This window comes from Curtobacterium sp. MCLR17_034, assembly GCF_003234485.1.
GTDB lineage: Bacteria > Actinomycetota > Actinomycetes > Actinomycetales > Microbacteriaceae > Curtobacterium > Curtobacterium flaccumfaciens.
In genome coordinates, this window is sequence record NZ_QKTH01000002.1 from 106405 (window position 1) to 127719 (window position 21315).

Annotated in this window: 18 protein-coding genes; 13 read left to right on the forward strand and 5 right to left on the reverse strand. The window is 71.4% G+C overall.

Features of this window, described 5'->3' with window-relative positions:
* Window positions 1–9: 9 nt before the first annotated feature.
* The gene (locus tag DEI98_RS03010) at window positions 10–468 is read right to left on the reverse strand and encodes a hypothetical protein (RefSeq protein WP_111099853.1); all 459 of its coding nucleotides are present in this window, start codon (window positions 466–468) and stop codon (window positions 10–12) included.
* Window positions 469–659: 191 nt separating this feature from the next.
* Between DEI98_RS03010 and DEI98_RS03015 the strand changes: the two genes are divergently transcribed.
* Window positions 660–1949 (forward strand): right-handed parallel beta-helix repeat-containing protein, encoded by a 1290-nt coding sequence (locus DEI98_RS03015; RefSeq protein ID WP_111099854.1) that lies wholly within the window; start codon window positions 660–662, stop codon window positions 1947–1949.
* A 91-nt stretch (window positions 1950–2040) separates the two neighbouring features.
* Here DEI98_RS03015 and DEI98_RS03020 read toward each other — a convergent pair whose 3' ends face one another.
* Window positions 2041–4080 (reverse strand): hypothetical protein, encoded by a 2040-nt coding sequence (locus tag DEI98_RS03020; protein ID WP_111099855.1) that lies wholly within the window; start codon window positions 4078–4080, stop codon window positions 2041–2043.
* Window positions 4081–4191: 111 nt separating this feature from the next.
* On the opposite strand from DEI98_RS03020, the gene DEI98_RS03025 reads away from it, so the two are divergent.
* Window positions 4192–5337 (forward strand): class I SAM-dependent methyltransferase, encoded by a 1146-nt coding sequence (locus DEI98_RS03025; protein ID WP_111099856.1) that lies wholly within the window; start codon window positions 4192–4194, stop codon window positions 5335–5337.
* On the opposite strand, the gene DEI98_RS03030 is transcribed toward DEI98_RS03025, so the two are convergent.
* The 3 genes from DEI98_RS03030 to DEI98_RS03045 form a co-directional block, all read right to left on the reverse strand.
* On the reverse strand, window positions 5303–6733 hold the full coding sequence (locus DEI98_RS03030; protein ID WP_181437908.1) for an FCD domain-containing protein: 1431 nt from the start codon (window positions 6731–6733) through the stop codon (window positions 5303–5305). The genes DEI98_RS03025 and DEI98_RS03030 overlap by 35 nt on opposite strands.
* Window positions 6734–6836: 103 nt before the next feature.
* Window positions 6837–7667, reverse strand: a complete 831-nt coding sequence (locus DEI98_RS03040; RefSeq protein WP_111099858.1) for an aldo/keto reductase — start codon at window positions 7665–7667, stop codon at window positions 6837–6839.
* Between the two features lie 87 nt (window positions 7668–7754).
* On the reverse strand, window positions 7755–8174 hold the full coding sequence (locus DEI98_RS03045) for a hypothetical protein (RefSeq protein ID WP_027464885.1): 420 nt from the start codon (window positions 8172–8174) through the stop codon (window positions 7755–7757).
* Between the two features lie 238 nt (window positions 8175–8412).
* On the opposite strand from DEI98_RS03045, the gene DEI98_RS03050 reads away from it, so the two are divergent.
* From DEI98_RS03050 to DEI98_RS03100, 11 genes are all read left to right on the forward strand, one after another.
* Complete coding sequence (locus DEI98_RS03050) at window positions 8413–11064, forward strand: glycoside hydrolase family 2 protein (RefSeq protein ID WP_111099859.1); 2652 nt, start codon at window positions 8413–8415, stop codon at window positions 11062–11064.
* A gap of 151 nt (window positions 11065–11215) precedes the next feature.
* Complete coding sequence (tatA, locus tag DEI98_RS03055; protein ID WP_111100056.1) at window positions 11216–11506, forward strand: twin-arginine translocase TatA/TatE family subunit; 291 nt, start codon at window positions 11216–11218, stop codon at window positions 11504–11506.
* A gap of 104 nt (window positions 11507–11610) precedes the next feature.
* Complete coding sequence (locus DEI98_RS03060; RefSeq protein ID WP_111099860.1) at window positions 11611–13029, forward strand: MFS transporter; 1419 nt, start codon at window positions 11611–11613, stop codon at window positions 13027–13029.
* 53 nt (window positions 13030–13082) lie between these two features.
* Window positions 13083–15251, forward strand: a complete 2169-nt coding sequence (locus DEI98_RS03065; RefSeq protein WP_111099861.1) for an ATP-dependent Clp protease ATP-binding subunit — start codon at window positions 13083–13085, stop codon at window positions 15249–15251.
* A 74-nt stretch (window positions 15252–15325) separates the two neighbouring features.
* Window positions 15326–15880: a DUF2231 domain-containing protein gene (locus tag DEI98_RS03070; protein ID WP_071246123.1), complete on the forward strand. Its 555-nt coding sequence runs from the start codon at window positions 15326–15328 to the stop codon at window positions 15878–15880.
* Between the two features lie 44 nt (window positions 15881–15924).
* Window positions 15925–16578, forward strand: a complete 654-nt coding sequence (locus DEI98_RS03075) for a response regulator transcription factor (protein ID WP_110892069.1) — start codon at window positions 15925–15927, stop codon at window positions 16576–16578.
* Window positions 16575–17738, forward strand: coding sequence for a HAMP domain-containing sensor histidine kinase (locus DEI98_RS03080; RefSeq protein WP_111094861.1), 1164 nt, complete (start codon window positions 16575–16577; stop codon window positions 17736–17738). The genes DEI98_RS03075 and DEI98_RS03080 overlap by 4 nt, the downstream gene beginning before the upstream one ends.
* Window positions 17739–17785: 47 nt before the next feature.
* Window positions 17786–18298 (forward strand): hypothetical protein, encoded by a 513-nt coding sequence (locus DEI98_RS03085; RefSeq protein WP_110865460.1) that lies wholly within the window; start codon window positions 17786–17788, stop codon window positions 18296–18298.
* Window positions 18298–19419, forward strand: coding sequence for a peptidoglycan-binding protein (locus DEI98_RS03090; RefSeq protein ID WP_111094860.1), 1122 nt, complete (start codon window positions 18298–18300; stop codon window positions 19417–19419). The genes DEI98_RS03085 and DEI98_RS03090 overlap by 1 nt, the downstream gene beginning before the upstream one ends.
* Window positions 19416–20105 carry an ABC transporter ATP-binding protein gene (locus tag DEI98_RS03095; protein ID WP_220034157.1) on the forward strand — a complete coding sequence of 230 codons (690 nt, stop codon included), beginning with the start codon at window positions 19416–19418 and terminating at the stop codon, window positions 20103–20105. The genes DEI98_RS03090 and DEI98_RS03095 overlap by 4 nt, the downstream gene beginning before the upstream one ends.
* A complete protein-coding gene (locus DEI98_RS03100) occupies window positions 20102–21289 on the forward strand; it encodes an ABC transporter permease (RefSeq protein WP_111099862.1) in 1188 nt (395 codons plus the stop codon). Before DEI98_RS03095 ends, DEI98_RS03100 begins: the two co-directional genes overlap by 4 nt.
* Window positions 21290–21315: the final 26 nt, after the last annotated feature.

The following is a 21315-nucleotide window of genomic DNA, read 5'->3' on the forward strand; positions in this document are numbered from 1 at the left end:
CGCAAAACGTCACCGGTGAGCAAGATATAGACGACATATCGCGAAAGGGGTGTAGCCGTATGCGTCGCGGCCGAGCCCGGAGCGTGAACAACCCGCTCGATGTGACGACCCGATCGTCGCCTGCTCGATCACGAAGCGGAACTCGGTTGCTCCGTTCGACACCACCCGTCGGAAGGTCCATCGGCCGCGCTCGTCGAGCGAGAAGGGCCCGCCGGTGACGATCTCGGTGCCGGATGTGTTCACCACCCGGTACTCGGCACCGGGTGTCGCGGTTCCATTGAAGGCGTTCACGGCGCCGGCGCTGACCGGGGTCGGGTCGACGGTGACGTCGCGGAAGGTGTCCGCCGGCACGGTGAAGCGGTCGGAGGTCTCGGTCCGGCCGAAGGCCGACTGCCGGATCGCGAAGCCGTACTCGAGCGTGGCGAGGGGCACGTGCGCGGGGAAGCTCCAGGTGCCGTCGTCGGCCACGGAGAAGGGGCCTCCGGGAACGCGCGACGAGCGCACTTTTCCGGTGTTTGTGGGTTCTCTTCTTGATTCCCGCATCAAAACGTTACATACACTGTGTGGAGTTCGACACCCGGTGTCGGCCGATCGAGAGCGAGGGGACTTCGTTGGAGCGAGGACGACTGGACCGCCGGTCCGCACTGGTCGCAGGTCTGATGACGGCGGCGTTGGGAGCAGCAGCACTCGGTGTCGCGCTCCGACCGGGGGCAGCTGAAGGCGAGGAACCCCGCACCGATTCGCTGCAGGACGCGGTCGACGCGACCCGCGACGGCGGCACGGTGGTGATCGACAGGGTGTGGAACCGGTCACGTCCGCTGCTGGTCCGCCGACGGCTGACCCTGCGGTTCGCCTCGGGCGGCGCGCTCCGCATGACGGCCGATGACCACGGGATCGTCATCACCGCCTCCGGTGTCCGTGTCGTCGCTCCGGTCATCGAGGGAATCGGTGCGTCGAAGCGTGGTTCCGGCCACGGGATCGTGGTCCGCGGCACACGGGATGCGCCGCTGGACGACGTCCGCATCAGCGGTGGCACGCTCAAGCGGCTCCCGAGCGACGGCGTCCACGTCGAGTACTGCGACCGGTTCGTCCTCGAGCGGACCGTCGTCTCGAGCGTCGGCTACGCGGGAGTGCTGCTCCTCGGGGTGGTCGACAGCGTCGTGCAGGACACCGTCGTCTCGGACGTGCGGCAGCCGGCCGGGCTGGTGAACTCCTACGGCATCACGGTGACGCGCGACGCCAGCGCGACGGTCGCCGTCGCCCGACGCTCGTCCCGTGTCCGGATCCTCCGCAACCGCGTCAGCGGTGTCCCGCTCTGGGAGGGCATCGACACCCACGCCGGTGACGCCATCGAGATCCGGGACAACACCGTCACCGGGTGCCGCGTCGGGATCGCAGCGGTGCCGAGCAAGGCCGTCGGCGACCGGTCCGCCACCGACGTCGCACCGACGAAGCTGTCCATCACCGGGAACCGGATCACGCGGAGTGCTTCGCTCGCCGCCGGCTCCGGGATCCTGGTGAGTGGATCCGGCATGACGGTCGGGTCGAGTCTTCCGCGGGCGACCGGCTCGGTGTCCGGGAACACCGTGACGGGAGCAGGGGGCACCGGCTCGGCCGGCGTCCTCGTCAAGCTCACTCGCGGCTTCGTCGTCGCTGACAACACGGTGGCGTCGAGCGTGGACGACGCGATCCGGGTGGAGCACTCGAACAGTGCCGTGACCGTGCGCGACAACCGCATCACGAAGGTGACGGGCGACTCCGTCGCGATCGACGTCCGCAGCGGTGGGAACGACGGCACGGTCGTCCGCAACCGGATCGACGCACCGGCGAGATCGGTTCGTGTCGGGCTCCGGTTCGGAACGCGCGACAATAGGTTCCTCGTGCGGGGGAACGACTTCTCCGCGGCCGTGACACGGGAGTTTGCGCACGGGGCATCGATCCGCCGGTGATCCGTCGCCTCGCCCGTGCCGAGAAGCACGACGCACGGCACCCCCGCGACCACCCGGGTCGCGCGGGTGCCGTGTCGCTCCGGACGACGGGTCAGCGGGCGGTGAGTGAGAACGTGCCGGACTTGATCGTGGCGCCGCTGACGGTCTGCTCGATGACGAAGTCGAGCTTGGTGGCGCCTCGGGAGACGACGCGGTCGAAGGACCAGGTGCCGTCGGCGGCGACGTCGTGGGTACCGGGGACGATCTGGGTGCCGCTGGGGTTGAGGACTTGGTAGGTCGCGCCCGGGGTGGCGGTGCCCTCGAAGGGGTTCGAGACGCCTGCCGTCACGCTCGTCGTCGTGACCATGACCGGAGCGATGCTGGTCGCCGCGATGCTGAAGACACCGCTCTTCGTCGGGGTGCCGTCGACGGTCTGCTCGATGACGAAGTCGAGCTTGGTGGCGCCTCGGGAGACGACGCGGTCGAAGGACCAGGTGCCGTCGGCGGCGACGTCGTGCGTACCGGGGACGATCTGGGTGCCGCTGGGGTTGAGGACGCGGAAGGTCGCGCCCGGGGTGGCGGTGCCCTCGAAGTGGTTCGAGACACCGGCCGTGACGGACTTCGTCGTGACGCTCACGGGCACGGTCTGCTGCGGCTCGGCGTCGAAGGCGATGTCCTCCATCACGGAGGTGCGGCCGTCGGTGGTGGTCTGCGTGAAGGTCACCGTGTACCCGGAGCGGCTCGAGAGGTCGGCAGAAGCGCTCCAGGTCCCGACGCCGGACCTGGCGCCGCGCGCCTCGGTGCGGAAGAGCTCGCGGCCGTCCTGGTCCGTGGCGGAGATGGTCGCGCCGGCCTCGGCCGATCCGGAGAAGGTGCGCTCGCCTGGCTGGTAGGTGTTCGACTCCGCGATGCCGTCGACCTGCAGCAGGCGCGGGAGTGCGACGCGTTCGGACGTTGCATGGAGCCGCTGTCCGTCGAAGCCCAGGGCGACGAGGTCGAGCTGCTTGCCGGTGAACTCGTGTCCGATCCGGAAGCTCCACCCGATCGAACCGCCGTCGAAGTCGCCGACGACGCGGTCGCCGTCGAGCACCTGGACGCCGAGGGTGTCCTGACGCTCACCGATGATCTGGATCGCGCCGCTCGGGAGCACGTTGACCTGCCGCACCGCGGGGGACGTGACCGAGGCGTCGACGGGCAGCGGGGCCAGGGTGGCCCGCGCGGGGGCCGAGGCCGAGCCGTCGGCCGCGATCGACACGACGGAGACCGTGGAACCGAGGTGGTCCTGCGGAACCGTCGCCGCGAAGTGACCGTCGCGGACGTCCGCCTCGGCGATCACGGTGGAGGATGCGTCGCGGACCTCGACCGACGTCGTGTCATCGGACACCGCGCCGCGCACCGAGAAGTCGCCGTTCAGCAGGCGGTCCGGCGTCTCCAGGACCGGTGCCGCCGGAGCCTGTTGGTCGGCCGGGGTGAACGTGACGTTGCTGATGACGCTCGACGCGCCCGTCGTGGTGGTCTGCGTGAACGTCACGACGTGGTCCGAACCGGCGGTCAGGTCGGCATCTGCCGACCAGGTGCCTCCGGAGGTGCGTGCGTCGGAGGCCTTCGTCGAGAAGAGCTCGGCGCCGGAGCGGTCGGTCGCGGTGATCGTCGAACCGGCCGTGGCCGTACCCGTGAAGTGCCGCGTGCCCGGCGTGAAGGTGTTCTGCTCCTGCAGGCCGGTCACCTGGAGAGTGCGCGGGAGCGGCATGCGCTCTGTCCGGGTCTGGGTGTCGTCGGCGGCGGTGTGTACGCGGACCAGGTCGAGGCTGCTGTCCTTGTGCTTGTCCTGCACGAAGATCTGGAACAGGCCACCGTCGCCGACGGAGCGGTCCATGATGGTGTCGCCGTCGAGGAGCCAGACGTCGTCGGACCCGGCGGTCCCCATGAGGACGCGAGCGCCGGACAGGTTGTCGACGATGCTCAGGGCCTGCGGGGCGGCAAGTGCGGGGTCGACGCTGATGCCGTCGATCGGCGACGACTGCGCGGCCGAAGCCGTCGAGGGGGTCGTCGTCGCCGCGATGGCGACCGCGGGGGTGATCGCGCCGAGGCCGATGGAGACGGTGAGCATCGTGCACACGACTGCTGCACGGCGGAAGGGGGAGGTTGCCATCGGGGCTCCTTACTGTGGGATCGAAGTGTTTCACATGTCATATTCACACGATGAAAATCTGCTGAGCGCGATGGCTACGACCTGATCCGAGGTGGTGGGTACGCTTGCGCGGTGCCAGACTTCGCCGACCTCTTCCGCCGCCGGGACGACTCCGCGCCCGACCTCATCGCGATCGACGGCACGGACCGCTTCCTGATCGACGAAGCACCGCACGTGCACGGCGACGCGCTCCGGCAGCCCGGTGAGGTCGCCGTGGTCGACGACCGCCACGGCGTCCTGACGCTCGGGCTCATCACGCAGCACGGCGCGAAGGACGTCCGCGTGGTGCAGGACTCCCTGGTCGGGCAGCGTGCCCTCGAGGCGAACGCCGGCACCTTCGGCATCCGCGGCTTCCGGCACCCGGCATCGCTCGAGGACGCCTTCCAGGACGTCCGACTCGTGGTGCTCCGGCTGTCGAAGTCGCACGATCGTCTGGACGAGGTCGCCCGTGCCGTCGCCCGCTTCGCGGCACCCGACGTCGTGCTGCTGTGCGGGGGCAACGTGAAGTACATGCACCTGTCGCAGAACGACGTGCTGCGGCGGTCGTTCGGCGAGGTCACCCCATCCCGGGGGCGTGGCAAGTCACGCCTGCTCATCGCGCAGGACCCGCTGCGTGCGCAGGCGAACCGTGCCGCCACGACAGCCCCGTGGCCACGTTCGGTGCACGTCGACGAGCTCGGCATGACGATCGTCGCGCACGGCGGCGTGTTCGCTGGGACGTCGCTCGACCAGGGCACCCGGGTGCTGCTCGGCGCGATCGACGACGCGGTCCCGACGGCGCGGACGATCGTGGACCTCGGGTCGGGCAACGGTGTCGTCGCCGCCGCTGTGGCGGTCCGGCGTCCGGACGTGCAGGTGATCGCGACGGACGTGTCGCGGATCGCGGTCGAGTCGACTCGCGCCACCGCCGATGCGAACGGCGTGGGCGACCGGGTGACAGTTGTGCGGGCCGACGCCGGCGACGAACTCGCGTCCGGCTCAGCGCAGCTGGTGCTCTGCAACCCGCCGTTCCACGCGGACACCACGGTGACCACGGACGCGGCCGAGGCAATGTTCCGGAACGCGGCGACGATCCTCCAGGCCGGCGGTGAACTGTGGTGCGTCTGGAACTCGCACCTGCGCTACCGACCTGTGCTCGAGCGTCTCGTCGGGCCGACACGGCAGGTGGTGCGGACGGACAAGTTCACCGTGACGGCGTCGGTGGCCACCGGGCGGTGACCTCGAGCACGTGCGCGTCGTAGTGCACGGCGAGCGCGTGAACTGCCGCACTGGCGAGGTCGGGGTCACCGGTGTCGATCGCCTCGTCGAGCAGGGAGAGCACGTCGTCCACGCCCCACTGCCGGAGCGGTGGGGCCTCGTCGAACACGAACGCGAGCCGACTGATGGCCAGACGCATGTTGCCGGCGACCCAGGGGTTGGGAGTGTGCCGGCTCAGGGTGCGGGACAGCTCGACCATGCCGACGGCGAAGGCGTAGTCGCGAGTGCGCGCGTACTGCCGCACGGTGGCGATCACCCGGTGGAGTTCGGCTCGGCCGTCGGCGGAGAGCACCGGAACGGCTGACCGAGCGCACATCTCGGTGAGCGTCGTGGCGAGTTGCAGGGAGTCGACCCAGTGCTGCACGCCGGGGTCCGTGATCCGGACGGAGTCGAGGGCGTCCGGTGGCCGCTCGACCAGGCCCATGAGCTCGAGTCGACGGAACAACGGCGTGAGGATGCGTGCCGAACGTCGGAGGCGTGCGGCGACATCCTGAGGCGGGTAGGTCCGCCCGCGCTCCAGCGTGCCGTCGCGGACCAGGGCGAGCAGGTCCCACCACAGATCGTCCGGCGCCCAGGCGGCCCAGGTCGGGACGTCCGCCGCTGCCGACGTCACGGTGAGGAGGCCGGCCGGGTTGTACCCGAGGCTCGGCGCGACGGCAGCGAGCTGGTTCTCCCACACACGAGCGAGCACGTGGGCGGCGCGTTCCGCTGCCCGGGGCGACGGGTACCGCAGTGCCTGCTCTGACGCCGCGGCCCAGTCGTCGACGTCGGTGTTCCGGAACGGGACGGAGGGACTGGTGCCGAAGCGGACCCGTTCGAGGGCGCCGCGTCCCAGCCGAGCGAGTGCGGCGTTGGGCGAACGGTCGATCCAGAACCGCAGCGACGCCCAGAACGCGGGGTCGAGGTCGGGTGTGCGCAGCGTGGCCGCGCGGCGGAGCGCCTCGAACACGACGTCGTGCTCGGCAATGTCCGAGGATGCCGATGCCGATGCCGATGCCGATGCCGATGCCGATGCCGATGGCGATGCCGATGCCGATGCCGATGCCGATGCCGATGCCGTCTGCACGGAGCGCAGTACGCCCTCCATCAAACCGATGAGCAGGTGGCCGTTGTCGTTCCACGCCGGCACCGACAACGTGCCGAAGCGGACGGTGCCGTCGGTGACGAACGTCACGAGCCCGACGTCGGTCAGGCGCTCGAGCACCGCGTGCAGGATCACCGGGTCGAGACCGAACCGCCCGGAGAGCACGAGCTCGTCGTGGTCGACGTCCCGCTCGATCGAGCTGTCCCGGGCGGCGCCGAGGACCGTCCGGTAGGCGTCGTCGAACTGCCGCGCCCCGTCCGTCTCCGTGGACATTGCCACCCCCTCGTCGTGCAGCGTATCCGGCACCGATGCGACAGTCGCGACGCGACAGGAGCCGCCCGCGGTGCGGACGGCTCCTGTCGGACGCGGGGACCGATCAGGCCGGCACGTAGTCGAACGTGTCGGGGTCCGGACCCGTGCGGTGGCCCTTGTCGAGGGCGGTGATGTCCGTCATGTCCTCGTCCGAGAGCTCGAAGTCGAAGATCGCGAAGTTCTCCTCGACGCGGGCACGCGTGACCGACTTCGGGAACACGATGTCGCCGCGCTGGATGTGCCAGCGGAGGACGACCTGGGCCGGGGACTTGCCGACCGACGTGGCGACGCGGGTGATGGTCTCGTCATCGAGGACGAGGCCCTGCGCGATCGGGGACCAGGCCTCGGTCGCGATGCCGAGCTCGCGGTTCACGGCGCGGAGGTCGTCCTGCGCGAGGTACGGGTGCACCTCGATCTGGTTGACCGACGGCGGGACGTCGGTCTCGGCGCGCAGGCGGTGCAGGTGGTGCGCCTGGAAGTTCGAGACACCGATCGAGCGGGCGGTGCCGGCGTGGTACAGCTCCTCGAGGGCCTTCCACGTCGGGACGAAGTCCGAGACGGTGGGCAGCGGCCAGTGGATGAGGAACAGGTCGGTGTAGCCGCCGAGCAGGTCGGCCGACTTCTTGCCGTTCTCCAGCGCTGCCTCGGGGGCGTGGAAGCCGTTGTTGAGCTTGGAGGTGACGAAGATCTCGGAACGGTCGATGCCGGACTCGGCGATCGCCTCGCCGACCTCCTTCTCGTTGCCGTACATCTCGGCGGTGTCGATGTGGCGGTAGCCGACCTCGAGCGCGGCCAGTGTGGCGGCCTTCGTCTCGGAGGGGTCGATCTGGAAGACACCGAAGCCGAGCTGCGGGATGGTCTTGCCGTCGTTCAGGGTGATGTTCGGAACGGTCATGGTGTCATGCAACCAAACGCCCCTCAGCGCCCGCTCCGCCAACACCCAGGAACGCCGACCCGGGGCACGCCGCTCAGGCTGCGCAGCTCAGGCGAGCGCGGCCGTGATGTACGCCTGGAGGGCCTGGCCGTACGCGATCGCCGGCACCTCGGACGCGAAGCTGCGGTCGGCCCCGCCGATCGTCGCCGTCACGGTGAAGACCACGCGACCGCCGACCTGCACGCGGGTCAGTCCGATGAACGACGGCCCGAGCAGTTCGCGCAGCTGGTCCTCACGGGGGAGCCAGAGCGACTCGGTGGCGGTGACCGAGTCGAGCGCCCACTCGGTGGTGCCGTTGAAGCCGAGGATCGTGCCGGTGGGGGAGTCGTGCCGTTCGACGGTCATCTCGGACACCGTGTAGACGTCGTCGTCGATGCCGGGCTTGTCGATCACGAACCGGTCCCCGGTCTCGGGGTGCCAGCGGAGGCCGGCGTCACGGAGGGACCTGGCGAGTTCGACGGTGATCACGTTCCCACCTTGCCCGCGAGACCCGCCCCTGTCACCACCTAGGTTGCCGAAAGCATCCCGTACTAGCATCGCCGAGCACCCCTCGCGCGAGCGCAACCCGTTCGTGCGCGCGACGTGACGACGCCCGGGCAACCGGTGCCGAGCCTCCAGGCCGTGGGAACCGGCCGCGGGTCGGACCGCCGGTCGGCGTCCCCGACCGAGGCTGACGGACACCCTGCCGCCGAAGAGAAGGACCCGCATGACCCTCGAACGCGAGGAACTCCGCGACGACTGGACCGTGACGATGGCCGGAGGAACCGGTGCGCCGGACGGCGTCGCGGGCCGCACCATCCCGGCGACGGTGCCCGGCCAGGTCCACACCGACCTGGAGCGGGAGGGCCTGCTGCCGGACCCGACGTTCCACCTGAACGAGCAGGCCGCGAAGTGGGTCGGACGCGCCGACTGGGCCTACCGCCGCACGGTCGACGTCGACCCGCGGGGCCACGAGCGCGTCGACCTGGTCTGCGACGGCCTGGACACGGTCGCGGAGCTCAGCCTGGACGGCGTCGTCGTGGGCACGACCCGCAACATGCACCGCCGGTACCGGTTCGACGCACGGGTGCAGACGGGGTCGGGCGGCACCACGAAGGACCTCGAGATCCTGTTCGAGTCGCCCTACCGCGAGGCCGGCCGGGTCGCCGCGAAGGCCGGCAGCATGCCCGGTCCCTACGACGAGCCGTTCCCGTACATCCGCAAGATGGCGTCGAACTTCGGCTGGGACTGGGGCCTCACAGCGGTCACGAGCGGCCCCTGGCGGCCGGTCGCGATCGAGCGCTGGTCGACCGCGCGCCTGCGCGAGGTCCGCCCGCTCGTCGACGTCGAGGCCGGCGAGGGCGTGCTCGACGCGCACATCACCGTCGAGCGCTCGGGCATGAACGACCTGGACCAGGACGGCGAGGACGACGACCTCGTGCTCGTCGTCACCGTGAGCGGCGAGACCGAGGACGGCGGCACCACGCGCCAGCGGTCGCGCGCGCAGCTGACCCCGAAGGACGACGAGACCGTCGTCACCGTGCGCGTCCCCGAGGCGCGGCGCTGGTGGCCGCGCGGCTACGGCTCGCAGCCGCAGTACGACGTCGTGGTCGAGCTGCAGACCGTCGACGGCGAGGTGCTCGACCGCGACACGTTCCGCACCGGGTTCCGGTCCACCCGCATCGAGACCCAGGTCGACGGCATCGGCCGCCCCTTCGCCGTGCACGTCAACGGCACGCTCGTCGACGTCCGCGGCGTCAACTGGATCCCCGACGACGTCATCATCTCGCGCGTGGACCGTGCCCGGCTCGAGTCCCGGCTGGCGGCCGCGGCCTCGCTCGGCACGAACCTGGTGCGCGTCTGGGGCGGCGGAGTGTACGAATCGCGCGACTTCTACGAGGTCTGCGACGAACTCGGTCTGCTCGTCTGGCAGGACTTCCCGTTCGCGTGCTCGGCATACCCCGAGGTGGAGCCGATCCGCAGTGAGGTCATCGCCGAGGCGCGGGACAACGTCGCCCGGCTCGCCCGCCACCCCTCGCTGGTGGTGTGGAACGGCAACAACGAGAACATCTGGCTGCACGACGCCGACGGCTGGGGTGCGGAGCTGGGCGATCGGGGCTGGGGACTGGACTACTACCTCGACCTGCTGCCGACCATCGTCGACGCGGTCGACCCGTCGCGCTTCTACACGGTCGCGTCGCCGTGGTCAGGATCGGAGTCGCTGCCCGCGAACGAGGTCGACCACGAGACGCACCACTCGTGGGACGTCTGGAACCGGCTGCCCGACACCGCCTACCGCGAGTCGGTGCCGCGGTTCGTGTCCGAGTTCGGCTGGCAGGCGCCGCCGGCTTGGCGCACACTGCGTGACGCGGTCACGGACGCGCCGCTGCGGGTCGACTCGCCCGGTGTGGTCCACCACCAGAAGGCGGCGGACGGGATGGCCAAGCTGGCCCGCGGGCTGGAGCCGCGCTTCGGCGCGGTCGACCCGGCCGCGTTCGACGCATGGCACTACCTGACGCAGCTGCAGCAGGCCCGGGCGATCGCGACCGGCATCGAGCACTGGCGCACGCACTGGCCGCGCAACACGGGTGTCGTGGTGTGGCAGCTGAACGACCTGTGGCCGGTGTCGTCGTGGTCGGCGATCGACTCGGCTGGGCGGCTGAAGCCGCTGGCGCACGAGCTGCGCCGGCTGTACGACGACGTGCTGCTGACGATCCGCCCGGTGTCGTCGGTGTCGGTGACGCCGGGTGCGGAGCGGACTGGAGGCCCGGATCACCCGGGTGCGTCGCCTGCGGTCGGCGAGACGGCCGATTTGGGCGAGCTCGCGGACACGCTCTCGCTGGGCGTCTCACCCGGTGCGTTCGGGTCCTCGCCCGTCGAGGTCGCCGTGCGGTCGACGCGCGGTGGGCACGACAGCGTCGTGCGGGTGCGCCGGATCACCACGGCCGGCACGATCCTGGCCGAGGTGTCGCTGCCGGTCCGGCTGTCGGCCGCCGGTGTCGGGGTCGTGGCGCTGCCCGAGTCGGTCGGCGTGGTGGACGACCCGGCGGGCGAGCTCATCATCGCGGACATGGACTGGCGCCGCGCGGTCTGGACCCCGGGTCCGGATGCCGCGATGCGCTGGGAGCCCGCGCGCTACCGGACCTCGTTCGCGGTGGTCGACGGTGGCCTGGACCTGACCGTCGAGGCCGACTCGCTCGTCCGCGACCTGCTGGTGCAGCCGGACCGGGTGGCCGCCGGTGGAACGGTCGACCGCGGGTTCATGACGCTGCTGCCCGGCGAGCGGGTGGTGTTCCGGCTCGGCGGGGTGACCGAGGCCGACATCCCGGCGCTCCGCGAGGCGCCCGTGCTGTGGAGCATCGACGGCGTCCTGCGGTGACCGGAGCGCTTCCCTGGATGAACGGTGTCCGTTCCGAGGACCGGCCTGGGCATCCAGGGGCGGGGGAGATACCATTGGGGAACACGGACTTCCGCCGCGGTGATCGACGACGATCAGCGGACGGCGACCAGTTCCAGACCAAGGAGTCATGATGCTCGGAAACCTGACCGGCCTTCACCTGCTGATCATCCTCGGGATCGTCATCCTGCTGTTCGGCGCGACCAAGCTCCCGGCCCTCGCAAAGGGCCTCGGCCAGTCGATCAACATCTTCAAGAAGGAGATGTCCGATGACGAGAAGAAGGCGCGGGCCCAGGCCAACGGCACGGCTCCGGACGGCACCGTGCAGAACAGCACCGTCCAGAACGTCCCCGCCGAGCCCGCCGCCGGTCCGGTCCTGAACCCGGGGCCGACCGCGCAGCCGAACACCGACTCCCGGCGCTAGGACACCCAGCCCCGTCCCGTCGGCAGCCCCCGCGACCACATCGGTCGCGGGGGCTTCGTCGTGCGGGATCGACCGCGGGGTACCCGGTGCCGCAGGATGAGCACATGACCGCTCCCGTTCCCGTTCCGGCCCCCGTGCCGCACGGCGTCGCGCCGCTCCGGGACGACCGGCGGATCGTGCTGGTGGTGGCGATCCTGGCGTCGTTCGTCGTCGGGCTCGACTCGAGCGTCGTGAACGTCGCACTCCCCGCGATCCGGCAGGAGCTCGGCGGCGGACTCGTCGTGCAGCAGTGGGTCGTCGACGCGTACCTGGTCACCCTCGGCTCGCTCATCCTGGTCGCCGGCAGCCTGTCCGACCTGTTCGGCCGCGTCCGGATCATCACGTGGGGGCTCGTGGTCTTCGGCATCGCGTCCGTGGTGTGCGCGATCGCCCCGACCGGCGAGGTGCTCATCGTCGCCCGGGCGCTGCAGGGCGTCGGCGGGGCGCTCGTCATGCCGAGCGCGCTCGCCCTCATCGTCGCGGCGTTCCGCGGGGCGGCGCAGGCGAAGGCCATCGGCACGTGGACGGCGTGGTCGAGCGCGGCCACGATCCTCGGCCCCGTGGTCGGCGGGCTCGTGGTGGACGGCATCGGTTGGCGGTGGGTCTTCGTGCTCACCGCGGTGCCGATCGCCGTGACGATCCCGCTGGTCCTGCGCATCACCGGCGACGTGCACCCCGCTGTCCGCCCGCGCATCGACGTCGTCGGGGCCGTGCTCGCCGTGGTGGGTGTCGGCGGTGTCGTGCTCGGGCTCATCGAGCAGGAGCGGTTGGGGTGGGGTGCGCCCGTGGTGGTCGGCGCGCTCGTGCTCGGCGCCGCCGCGCTGGTGGCGTTCGTTCCGTGGGAACTGCGGGTGACCCGGACGACGGGGTCGCCGCTCGTGCCGCTCGAGCTGTTCCGGGCGCGGAACTTCACGGTCGGCAACCTCGCGACGCTGTCCATCTACGGGGCGCTCGGCATGGTGTTCTTCGTCGTCACCCTGTTCCTGCAGGAGGTCTGGCGGTTCCCGGCCTGGCTCGCCGGCCTCGCGACGCTGCCGCCGACGATCATGCTGCTCGCGCTGTCCACCGCCGTCGGGTCCTTCGCCGGTCGGTACGGCCCGCGGTGGTTCATGGCCGCGGGTCCGGCGGTCGGCGCGGTCGGGGCGCTCCTGCTGCTGCTCGCCGGCGACGACCCGAACGGCTACTGGTGGTCGGTGTTCCCCGGACTGGTGCTGATCGGCGTGGGCATAGCCCTGATGGTCACGCCCTTGACCAGTGCGGTGCTCGGGTCGGTGCCGGAGTCCGAGGCAGGGTCCGGTTCGGCCGTGAACAACGCGGTCGCGCGGATCGCCGGACTCGTCACGGTGGCACTGGCCGGCGTGGTGCTCGGCGGTGAGGTGAGCGTCGACGGGCTGCACCGGGCCATGGTGGTGATGGCGCTCCTGCTGGCGGCCGGTGCTGTCGTCTGTGCCGTCGGGATCCGGAATGTCCCGGAGCGCACGTAAGTTGAGTGGAGTAGACTCAACTCCAGGACCACCGCAACGAAAGGACGGAACGCATGGCGAACCTCCAAGGCGCTCCTGACTCGCAAGAACGACAGAAGACCGCCCTCGAGCAGTACGGCATCGACCTCACGGCGATCGCCCGCAGCGGCAAGCTCGACCCCGTGATCGGCCGCGACTCCGAGATCCGGCGCGTCTCCCAGGTGCTGACGCGCCGCACCAAGAACAACCCGGTGCTCATCGGCGAGCCCGGCGTCGGCAAGACCGCCGTCGTCGAGGGGCTCGCGCAGCGCATCGTCGCCGGCGACGTCGCCGACTCCCTCAAGGACAAGCGACTCATCTCGCTCGACATCTCCGCCCTCATCGCCGGCGCCAAGTACCGCGGCGAGTTCGAGGAGCGGCTCAAGGCCGTGCTCAAGGAGATCAACGACTCCGACAGGCAGGTCATCACGTTCATCGACGAGCTGCACACCCTGATGGGTGCCGGCGGCGGCGAGGGCTCCGTCGCGGCGTCGAACATGCTCAAGCCGATGCTCGCCCGCGGGGAGCTCCGGCTCATCGGCGCGACGACCCTCGACGAGTACCGCGAGTACATCGAGAAGGACGCCGCGCTCGAACGACGCTTCCAGCAGGTCTACGTCGGTGAGCCCAGCGTCGAGGACGCCGTGGCGATCCTCCGCGGGCTCAAGGAGCGCTACGAGGCGCACCACAAGGTGACGATCAACGACTCCGCACTGGTCGCGGCCGCGAGCCTGTCGAACCGGTACATCTCCGGCCGGCAGCTGCCCGACAAGGCCATCGACCTGATCGACGAGGCCGCGAGCCGACTCCGTATGGAGATCGACTCCAGCCCGGTCGAGATCGACGAGCTGAAGCGGAACGTCGACCGTCTGCGTGTCGAGGAGTTCGCGCTCAAGCAGGAGAAGGACGACGCCTCCAAGGCCCGGCTCGAGACCCTGCGCAACGAGCTGCGCACCCGCGAGGAGCGGCTGGCCGAGCTCGAGCAGCGCTGGCAGGCCGAGCGCGCGAGCCTGAACCGCATCGGTGAGCTCAAGCAGCAGCTCGACGACCTGAACATGCGGTCGCAGCGCGCCCAGCGCGAGGCCGACTACGAACTCGTCTCCCGACTGGAGTACGGCGAGAAGCCCCGCATCGAGGCCGAGCTCGCCGCCGCCGAACAGGCCGAGAGCGCCGATCGGATGGTGAACGACAGCGTCACCGACGAGGACATCGCCGCCGTCATCGCGCAGTGGACGGGCATCCCGCTCGGCCGGCTGCTGCAGGGCGAGACCGAGAAGCTCCTGCACCTCGAGAGCGAGCTCGGCCGCCGGATCATCGGGCAGCGCACCGCCGTGACCACCGTGTCCGAGGCCGTCCGTCGCACCCGCGCCGGCATCTCCGACCCGGACCGCCCGACCGGTTCGTTCCTGTTCCTCGGACCGACGGGCGTCGGCAAGACCGAGCTGGCCAAGGCGCTCGCCGAGTTCCTGTTCGACGACGAGAAGGCCCTCGTCCGCATCGACATGAGCGAGTACGGCGAGAAGCACTCCGTGGCCCGCCTGATCGGTGCCCCGCCCGGGTACGTCGGGTACGAGGCCGGTGGACAGCTCACCGAGGCGGTCCGCCGCCGTCCGTACTCGGTGATCCTGCTCGACGAGATCGAGAAGGCGCACCCCGAGGTGTTCGACGTGCTGCTGCAGGTGCTCGACGACGGCCGGCTGACCGACGGCCAGGGGCGCACGGTCGACTTCCGGAACACGATCCTCGTGTTGACGTCGAACCTGGGGTCGCAGTTCATGACCGACCTGTCCCTGAGCGACGCGCAGCGGGAAGAGGCGGTCCGTGAGCTCGTGCAGCAGGCGTTCCGGCCGGAGTTCATCAACCGCCTCGACGACATCGTGGTGTTCCAGGCCCTGACGGCCGACGACCTCGGGCAGATCGTGTCGCTCGACGTCGACCGGCTGGCCCGCCGTCTGACCGACCGCCGGCTCGAGCTCGCCGTCACCCCGGAGGCGCGCGGCTGGCTCGCGGAGCGCGGGTACGACCCGCTGTACGGCGCGCGGCCCCTGCGTCGCCTGATGCAGCGGCAGATCGACGACCGGTTGGCGCGCGCCATCCTGTCGGGTGACGTCCGCGACGGCGACACGGTCCGGGTGGACGTCGCGGCGGACGGCGACGGCCTGACGGTCGAGCCCTTCGAGCTGGCCGAGATCGTCGAGGAGTAGCCCACTACGACGGACAGGAGGCCCGTCACCGGTTCCTGGGACCGGTGACGGGCCGTTCGTCTACCGTCCACGGCATGCCTGAGATCCGCGCGATCCGTCGCCTCACCGACGCCGTCGAGCACGCGAGTGTGCTCGACAAGGCCGTCGACATCGACCGTGCCGTCGTGAACGCCCTCGCCAAGCCGAAGGCGCTGCGCCAGCTGTTGCACGGTGTGCCGTTCGGCCACCCGATCCACCCGCTCATGGTGCAGGTGCCGCTCGGTGCCTGGATCTCCGCCGCGGTGCTCGACCTGGTCGGCGGGAAGGGCAACGCGAAGGCGGCCAAGACCCTGGTCGGCGTCGGGGTCGTCTCGGCGAGCAGCGCGTCGGTCGCCGGCTACGTCGACTGGTCCGAGCTGAACCGCGAGCAGCTCCGCACCGGATGGGTGCACCAGGCCGTGAACTGGACCGGTCTGTCGCTGTACGGCCTGTCGTGGCTGCAGCGGAAGCGCGGCAACCACGGTGCCGGCAAGCTCCTCGGCTTCGCGGGTCTCGCCGTCGTCAGCGTCGGCGGGTACCTCGGCGGGCACCTGTCGTACCGGCAGCGTGCCGGCGTCAGTGAACACGGCGAGGTGCCGTTCGACGCCTGACCCCTTCCCAGGTCCAGCAAAGGTACGTCACGTGTGATGTATCGATGCGCGTACTCGTGGTGGACGACGAACGAGCCCTCGCCGACCTGGTCGCGACGGGCCTGACCCGACAGGACATGGCGGTGGACGTCGCCTACCGCGGCGACGACGCCGACGAGCTGCTGGCGGTGAACGACTACGACGTCGTCGTGCTCGACCGGGACGTCCCCGGGCTGCACGGTGACGAGGTCGCACGGCGTCTGGCCGCACGAGGGGCGCTCACGCGGATCCTCCTGCTCACCGCCGCGGCCACCCTGGGCGACCGGGTGCACGGGCTCGAACTCGGGGCCGACGACTACCTGACGAAGCCGTTCGAGTACCCGGAACTCGTCGCGCGGGTCCGGGCACTGGGGCGTCGCAGCGCCGCGCCCGTCGCCCCGGTGCTCGAGCGCGCCGGGCTCGTCGTCGACACGAACCGGCGGATCGCGACGCGCGACGGCCGGCCGCTCGACCTGACCTCGAAGGAACTCGGCGTCCTCGAGACCCTGCTCCGTGCTGATGGCCGGATCGTCTCCGCCGAGCACCTGCTCGAGAAGGTCTGGGACATGAACATCGACCCGTTCACCGCCGCGGTCCGGGTGACGGTGTCGAAGCTCCGCCGGAAGCTCGGGGACCCCGACCCCATCCGGACGGTACCGGGTCAGGGGTACGCGCTGTGAGACGACGGCCCGGGCTGTGGAGCATCCGGGCACGCACCGCGTGGACGTTCGCGCTCGCGGCGATGGCGCTGGCCACCGGGGTCGTGGTGTTCTCCAACGTGATGTCCTTGGCGGGCGTGGGTGCGGGACTCGACACTGCGGCGGTCCGACGGGCTGCACCAGCGCAGTCCGTCCCGACGTCCAGGCCGGTGCCGCTCGGCGAGGGCTCCGCACGCGGCGACACAAGGGAGGCGGTGTCGGTCGTCCGCCTCGTCGCGGTGCAGCAGTGGCAGTGGTCTGCGATCGGCATCGGCGGCGCGGGGGTCGTGGCCGGCGGGGTCGGGTGGCTGGTCAGCCGCAGGATGCTCCTGCCGATCGACCGGATCACGGCGACCGCGAACCGGATCACGGCGTCGAACCTGCACGAGCGCATCGCCCTCGACGGTCCGGACGACGAGCTGCGGCGGTTGTCCCGCACCGTGGACGACCTGCTCGATCGGCTCGAGACGGCGTTCGAGAGCCAGCGCCGTTTCGTGGCACAGGCGTCGCACGAACTGCGGACGCCGCTGGCGGTGCAGCGGGCCGCAGTGCAGATCGGGCTGCACGACGCGGCCGACCGCGGCGAGGTCCGCGCGACGCGCGAGGAACTGCTGGAGCAGAACCGGCGGACCGAACACCTGGTCGAGTCGCTCCTCGTCCTGGCCGAGGCGGACCGTGGGCTGGCCGGCGCGACGCAGGCCGTCGACGTCGACGAGGTGACGGACGCGGTGATCGTGGCGATGTCCGGGACCGCCGCCGACGCCGGGGTGACCCTCGTCCGCGCAGCCCACACCGGGCCTCCCGGCCTGATCGTCGCAGGCGAGCCGACGCTGCTGCACCAGCTGCTCGTCAACCTCGTCGGCAACGCCGTCGAGTACAACGAACACGACGGGTTCGTCCGGGTCACGACGTCCGCGGCCGGGATCGTCGTCGAGAACTCGGGGCCCGTCGTGCCCGCGTCCGACGCTGTCCGGTTGGTCGAACCGTTCCGGCGCTGCCCGCCCGGCCCCCGTGCGCACCGGCACAGCGGGCTCGGCCTGTCCATCGTCGCCGCGATCGTGCAGGCGCACGGGTGGCACCTGGCGCTCACGGCGCGGCCGACGGGCGGGCTCGTCGTCCGCGTCGACGTTTCGTCGGTGTAACCCGGCCGGTACACGCGCCGAAACAGCCGGTCGGGTGTCCTGGGGTCATGAACACGACCAGGACGACCACCCGTCGGAACCGATCCCTGCTCGCTGCCGCCGCGGCGACCCTGCTACTGCCCGGACTGCTCGCCGCCTGCTCGGGCAGTACGCCCGGGGGAGACGCGGCGTCGACGGCTGACACCGCAGCGAAGGGGTCCTCGCTCGCCGAGTGCATGCGGGACAAGGGCTACGACATGCCGGACCCGGGGAGCGGCTCGGGCCTGCAGCTCAGCGCTCCCGACGGCGTCGACGAGGAGCAGTACCAGGGGGACCTCCGGAGCTGCCTCGACGACACCGCGGGAGCCGGCGACGCCCGGGTCGCCGAGCAGATCCCGGGCGACGACGACCGGACGCTGCGGACGGCGGAGTGCATCCGCGAGCAGGGGTTCTCCGACTACCCGGACGACGAGGACGGCAAGATCCGCTACCAGCCGGACGACCAGGAGGCCTTCGACGAGGTGGCCCGCGCGTGCGACGCGGAGGCGGCGGAGTCCGCCGGTGCGGGGGTGGCACGGTGATGGTCGGCACGCGCCGCCGGACGATCGCGGCCGTCTGTCTCGTGGCCGCACTCGCGGCCGGGACCGGCACGTGGGCGCTCGCCGGACTGCCGAGCGGATCGGCGGCGTCGACGTCCCCGGGCACCGAGGCCGGCGGAGCGGGCGCCGGGGCGACGGCGGTCGTCACGGAGGGAGACCTCACCGACTCGAAGGTGTTCGCAGGGACGCTCGGGTACGGCGCCGCGGTCGGTGTCCCCGGCGCGGCGTCCGGCACGATCACCTGGTTGCCGCGACCCGGCGACGTCATCGAGCGCGACGGGTACCTCTACGCCGTCGACGAGCGCGGCGTCCGGGCCATGTACGGCACGGTGCCGCTGTGGCGCTCGCTCGAGCGCGGGCGGACGGGCACCGACGTGCGGCAGCTCAACGAGAACCTGTCGGCGCTGGGGTACGACGTGTCGGTCGACGACGCGTTCGGTCCACGGTCCGAGCGGGCGGTGCGGCAGTGGCAGGCCGACCGGGGGCACGAGGTCACCGGGGTGCTGACGGCGGACGACGTCGCCTTCGTGGACGGTGCGGTGCGGGTGGCCGCTGTCGACGGACGGCTCGGTGCTGACACCGGCTCGACGGGTGGCGCCGGTGGGGTCGGTGGTGACGGCGTGTCCCGCGGGACCGGCGGTGGCGCCGCCGGCGACGTGCTGCAGGTCACCAGCACGGAGCGGATCGTCATCGTGACGGTGTCCCAGCGCGATGCCGAACGGCTCACCGTCGGCTCGACGGTCGACGTCCGGATCAACGGGGCCGGAGCGCGGATGCCCGGCGAGGTCGTCGACGCGCAGCCGACCACCACCGAGGACGGCGGGTCGAAGGTCGACGTGTCGGTGTCGTTCGACCCCGGTCGGCGCGAGCTGCCCGGTGCCGCCTCGGCGCAGGTCGACGCGCAGGGCACGACCGAGCGCGACGTGCTCTCCGTCCCGGTCGCCGCGCTCGTCGCCGGGGCCGGCGGGGCGTACGCGGTCGACGTGGTGCAGCGCGACGGCACGACGAAGCGGGTTCGGGTCGACCCCGGGTTCACGGCCGACGGGCGGGTGGCGATCACCGGTGCGGTCACGGCCGGCGACCGCGTGGTGGTGCCCACGTGAGCGCCGGGGCCGGAGCGAGCACCGTGCTCGCGCTCCGGGAGGTGACGAAGGTCCACGGGGACGTCCACGCGTTGCGCGGGGTGTCGATGGAGGTGCTCGCCGGGGAACTCGTCGCCGTCGTCGGGCCGTCGGGGTCCGGCAAGTCGACCATGCTGAACATCATCGGCACGCTCGACCGGCCGACGTCGGGCACCGTGACGATCGCGGGCAACGACGTCGCCGTGATGTCCGACGACGCGCTCTCGGAGCTCCGGGCCGACCACGTCGGCTTCGTGTTCCAGCACTTCCACCTGCAGGCCGGAGCGACCGCGGCCGAGAACGTCGCCGACGGGGTGCTCTACGCCGGGGTCCCGCGGCGCGAGCGGCACCGGCTGGCGGTCGAAGCCCTGGGCCGGGTCGGTCTGTCGCACCGGGCGGACCACCGACCGCACCAGCTCTCCGGCGGTGAGCGCCAACGGGTCGCCATCGCGCGGGCCGTCGTCGGCGACCCGACGATCCTGCTCGCGGACGAACCGACCGGGGCGCTCGACACGGCATCCGGCGCGGCGGTCGTCGGACTGCTGCGTGAGCTCAACGCGGCGGGCACCACGGTCGTGGTCATCACGCACGACCTGGACCTCGCCGCGTCGCTGCCCCGACGGATCCGGATGCGGGACGGCCGGATCGAGCACGAGGGCGACCGGTGACCCGGCGTCGGACCGTCGGTGCGGGCGACCTGCTCCGACTCGGGGTGTTCGGGCTGCGGACCCGGCCGGGGCGCGTGGTGCTGTCGGCCCTCGGCATCGCGATCGGCATCGCGGCGATGATCGCGGTTGTCGGGATCTCGTCGTCGAGCAAGGCGAAGGTCGACCAGGTCCTCGACGCGCTCGGGACGAACGTGCTGACGGCCACGCAGGCGCAGGGCTTCGGCGAACCGGTCCCGCTGCCGTCCACCGCGCTCGGTTCCGTGCTGCGGCAGGACGACGTCGAGTCGGCTGCTGCGGTCGGCACGGTGCCGGACACCGGCGTCTACCGCAACGCGTTCGTCCCGGTGCCGCAGACGAAGGGCATCGGGGTGCTGGCCGCGTGGGGTGACGTCCCACGAGTCCTCGGTGGCGAGCTCGCATCGGGCCGGTGGCTCGACGACACGACCGGAGCGCCGCCGCAGGTGGTGCTGGGCTCCCGGGCCGCCGCTGCCCTCGGCATCGAGGACCTGCACCCGGACAGCCGGGTCTGGATCGGCGGGCAGTGGGTGCAGGTGGTCGGGGTACTCGGACCCGTCGCGCTCGCCGAGGACCTCGACTCGCAGGTGTTCGTGCCGAGCGGGTTCGCCGAGCAGCTGGGGTTCGACGGAGCGCCGACCGCGGTCCACGCGCGCGTCGACCCGGCGCACGTCGAACGGTCGAGGGACCGGCTCGCCGGCGCGATCCGACCGGGCGACGCGCAGGACGTCGGGGTGACGCGACCGTCGGACGCGTTGGCGGCGAAGAACGCGACCGACGACTCCTTCACCGGGCTGCTGGTCGGGATCGGGGGCGTGGCGTTGCTGGTCGGCGGCATCGGGGTGGCGAACACGATGGTGATCACCGTCCTCGAACGCCGAGCCGAGGTCGGTGTCCGCCGAGCCCTCGGCGCCCGACGTCGGAGCATCCGCGACCAGTTCCTGGTCGAGTCCTTGCTGCTGTCGTTCCTCGGTGGTGTGGCCGGCGTCGTGCTCGGCGTCGGGGTGACGGTGGTGTTCGCCGTCGCGCAGGGCTGGCCGGTCGCGCTGCCGGTGTGGGCCGTCGTCGGGGGCCTCGGCGCCACCGTCGTGATCGGCGGGGTGTCCGGGCTCTACCCGGCGGCGCGCGCCGCACGGATCCCGCCGACGTCCGCACTGGCGGCCGTCTGACGCGTGCGGTGGACGCGCGCACGGGA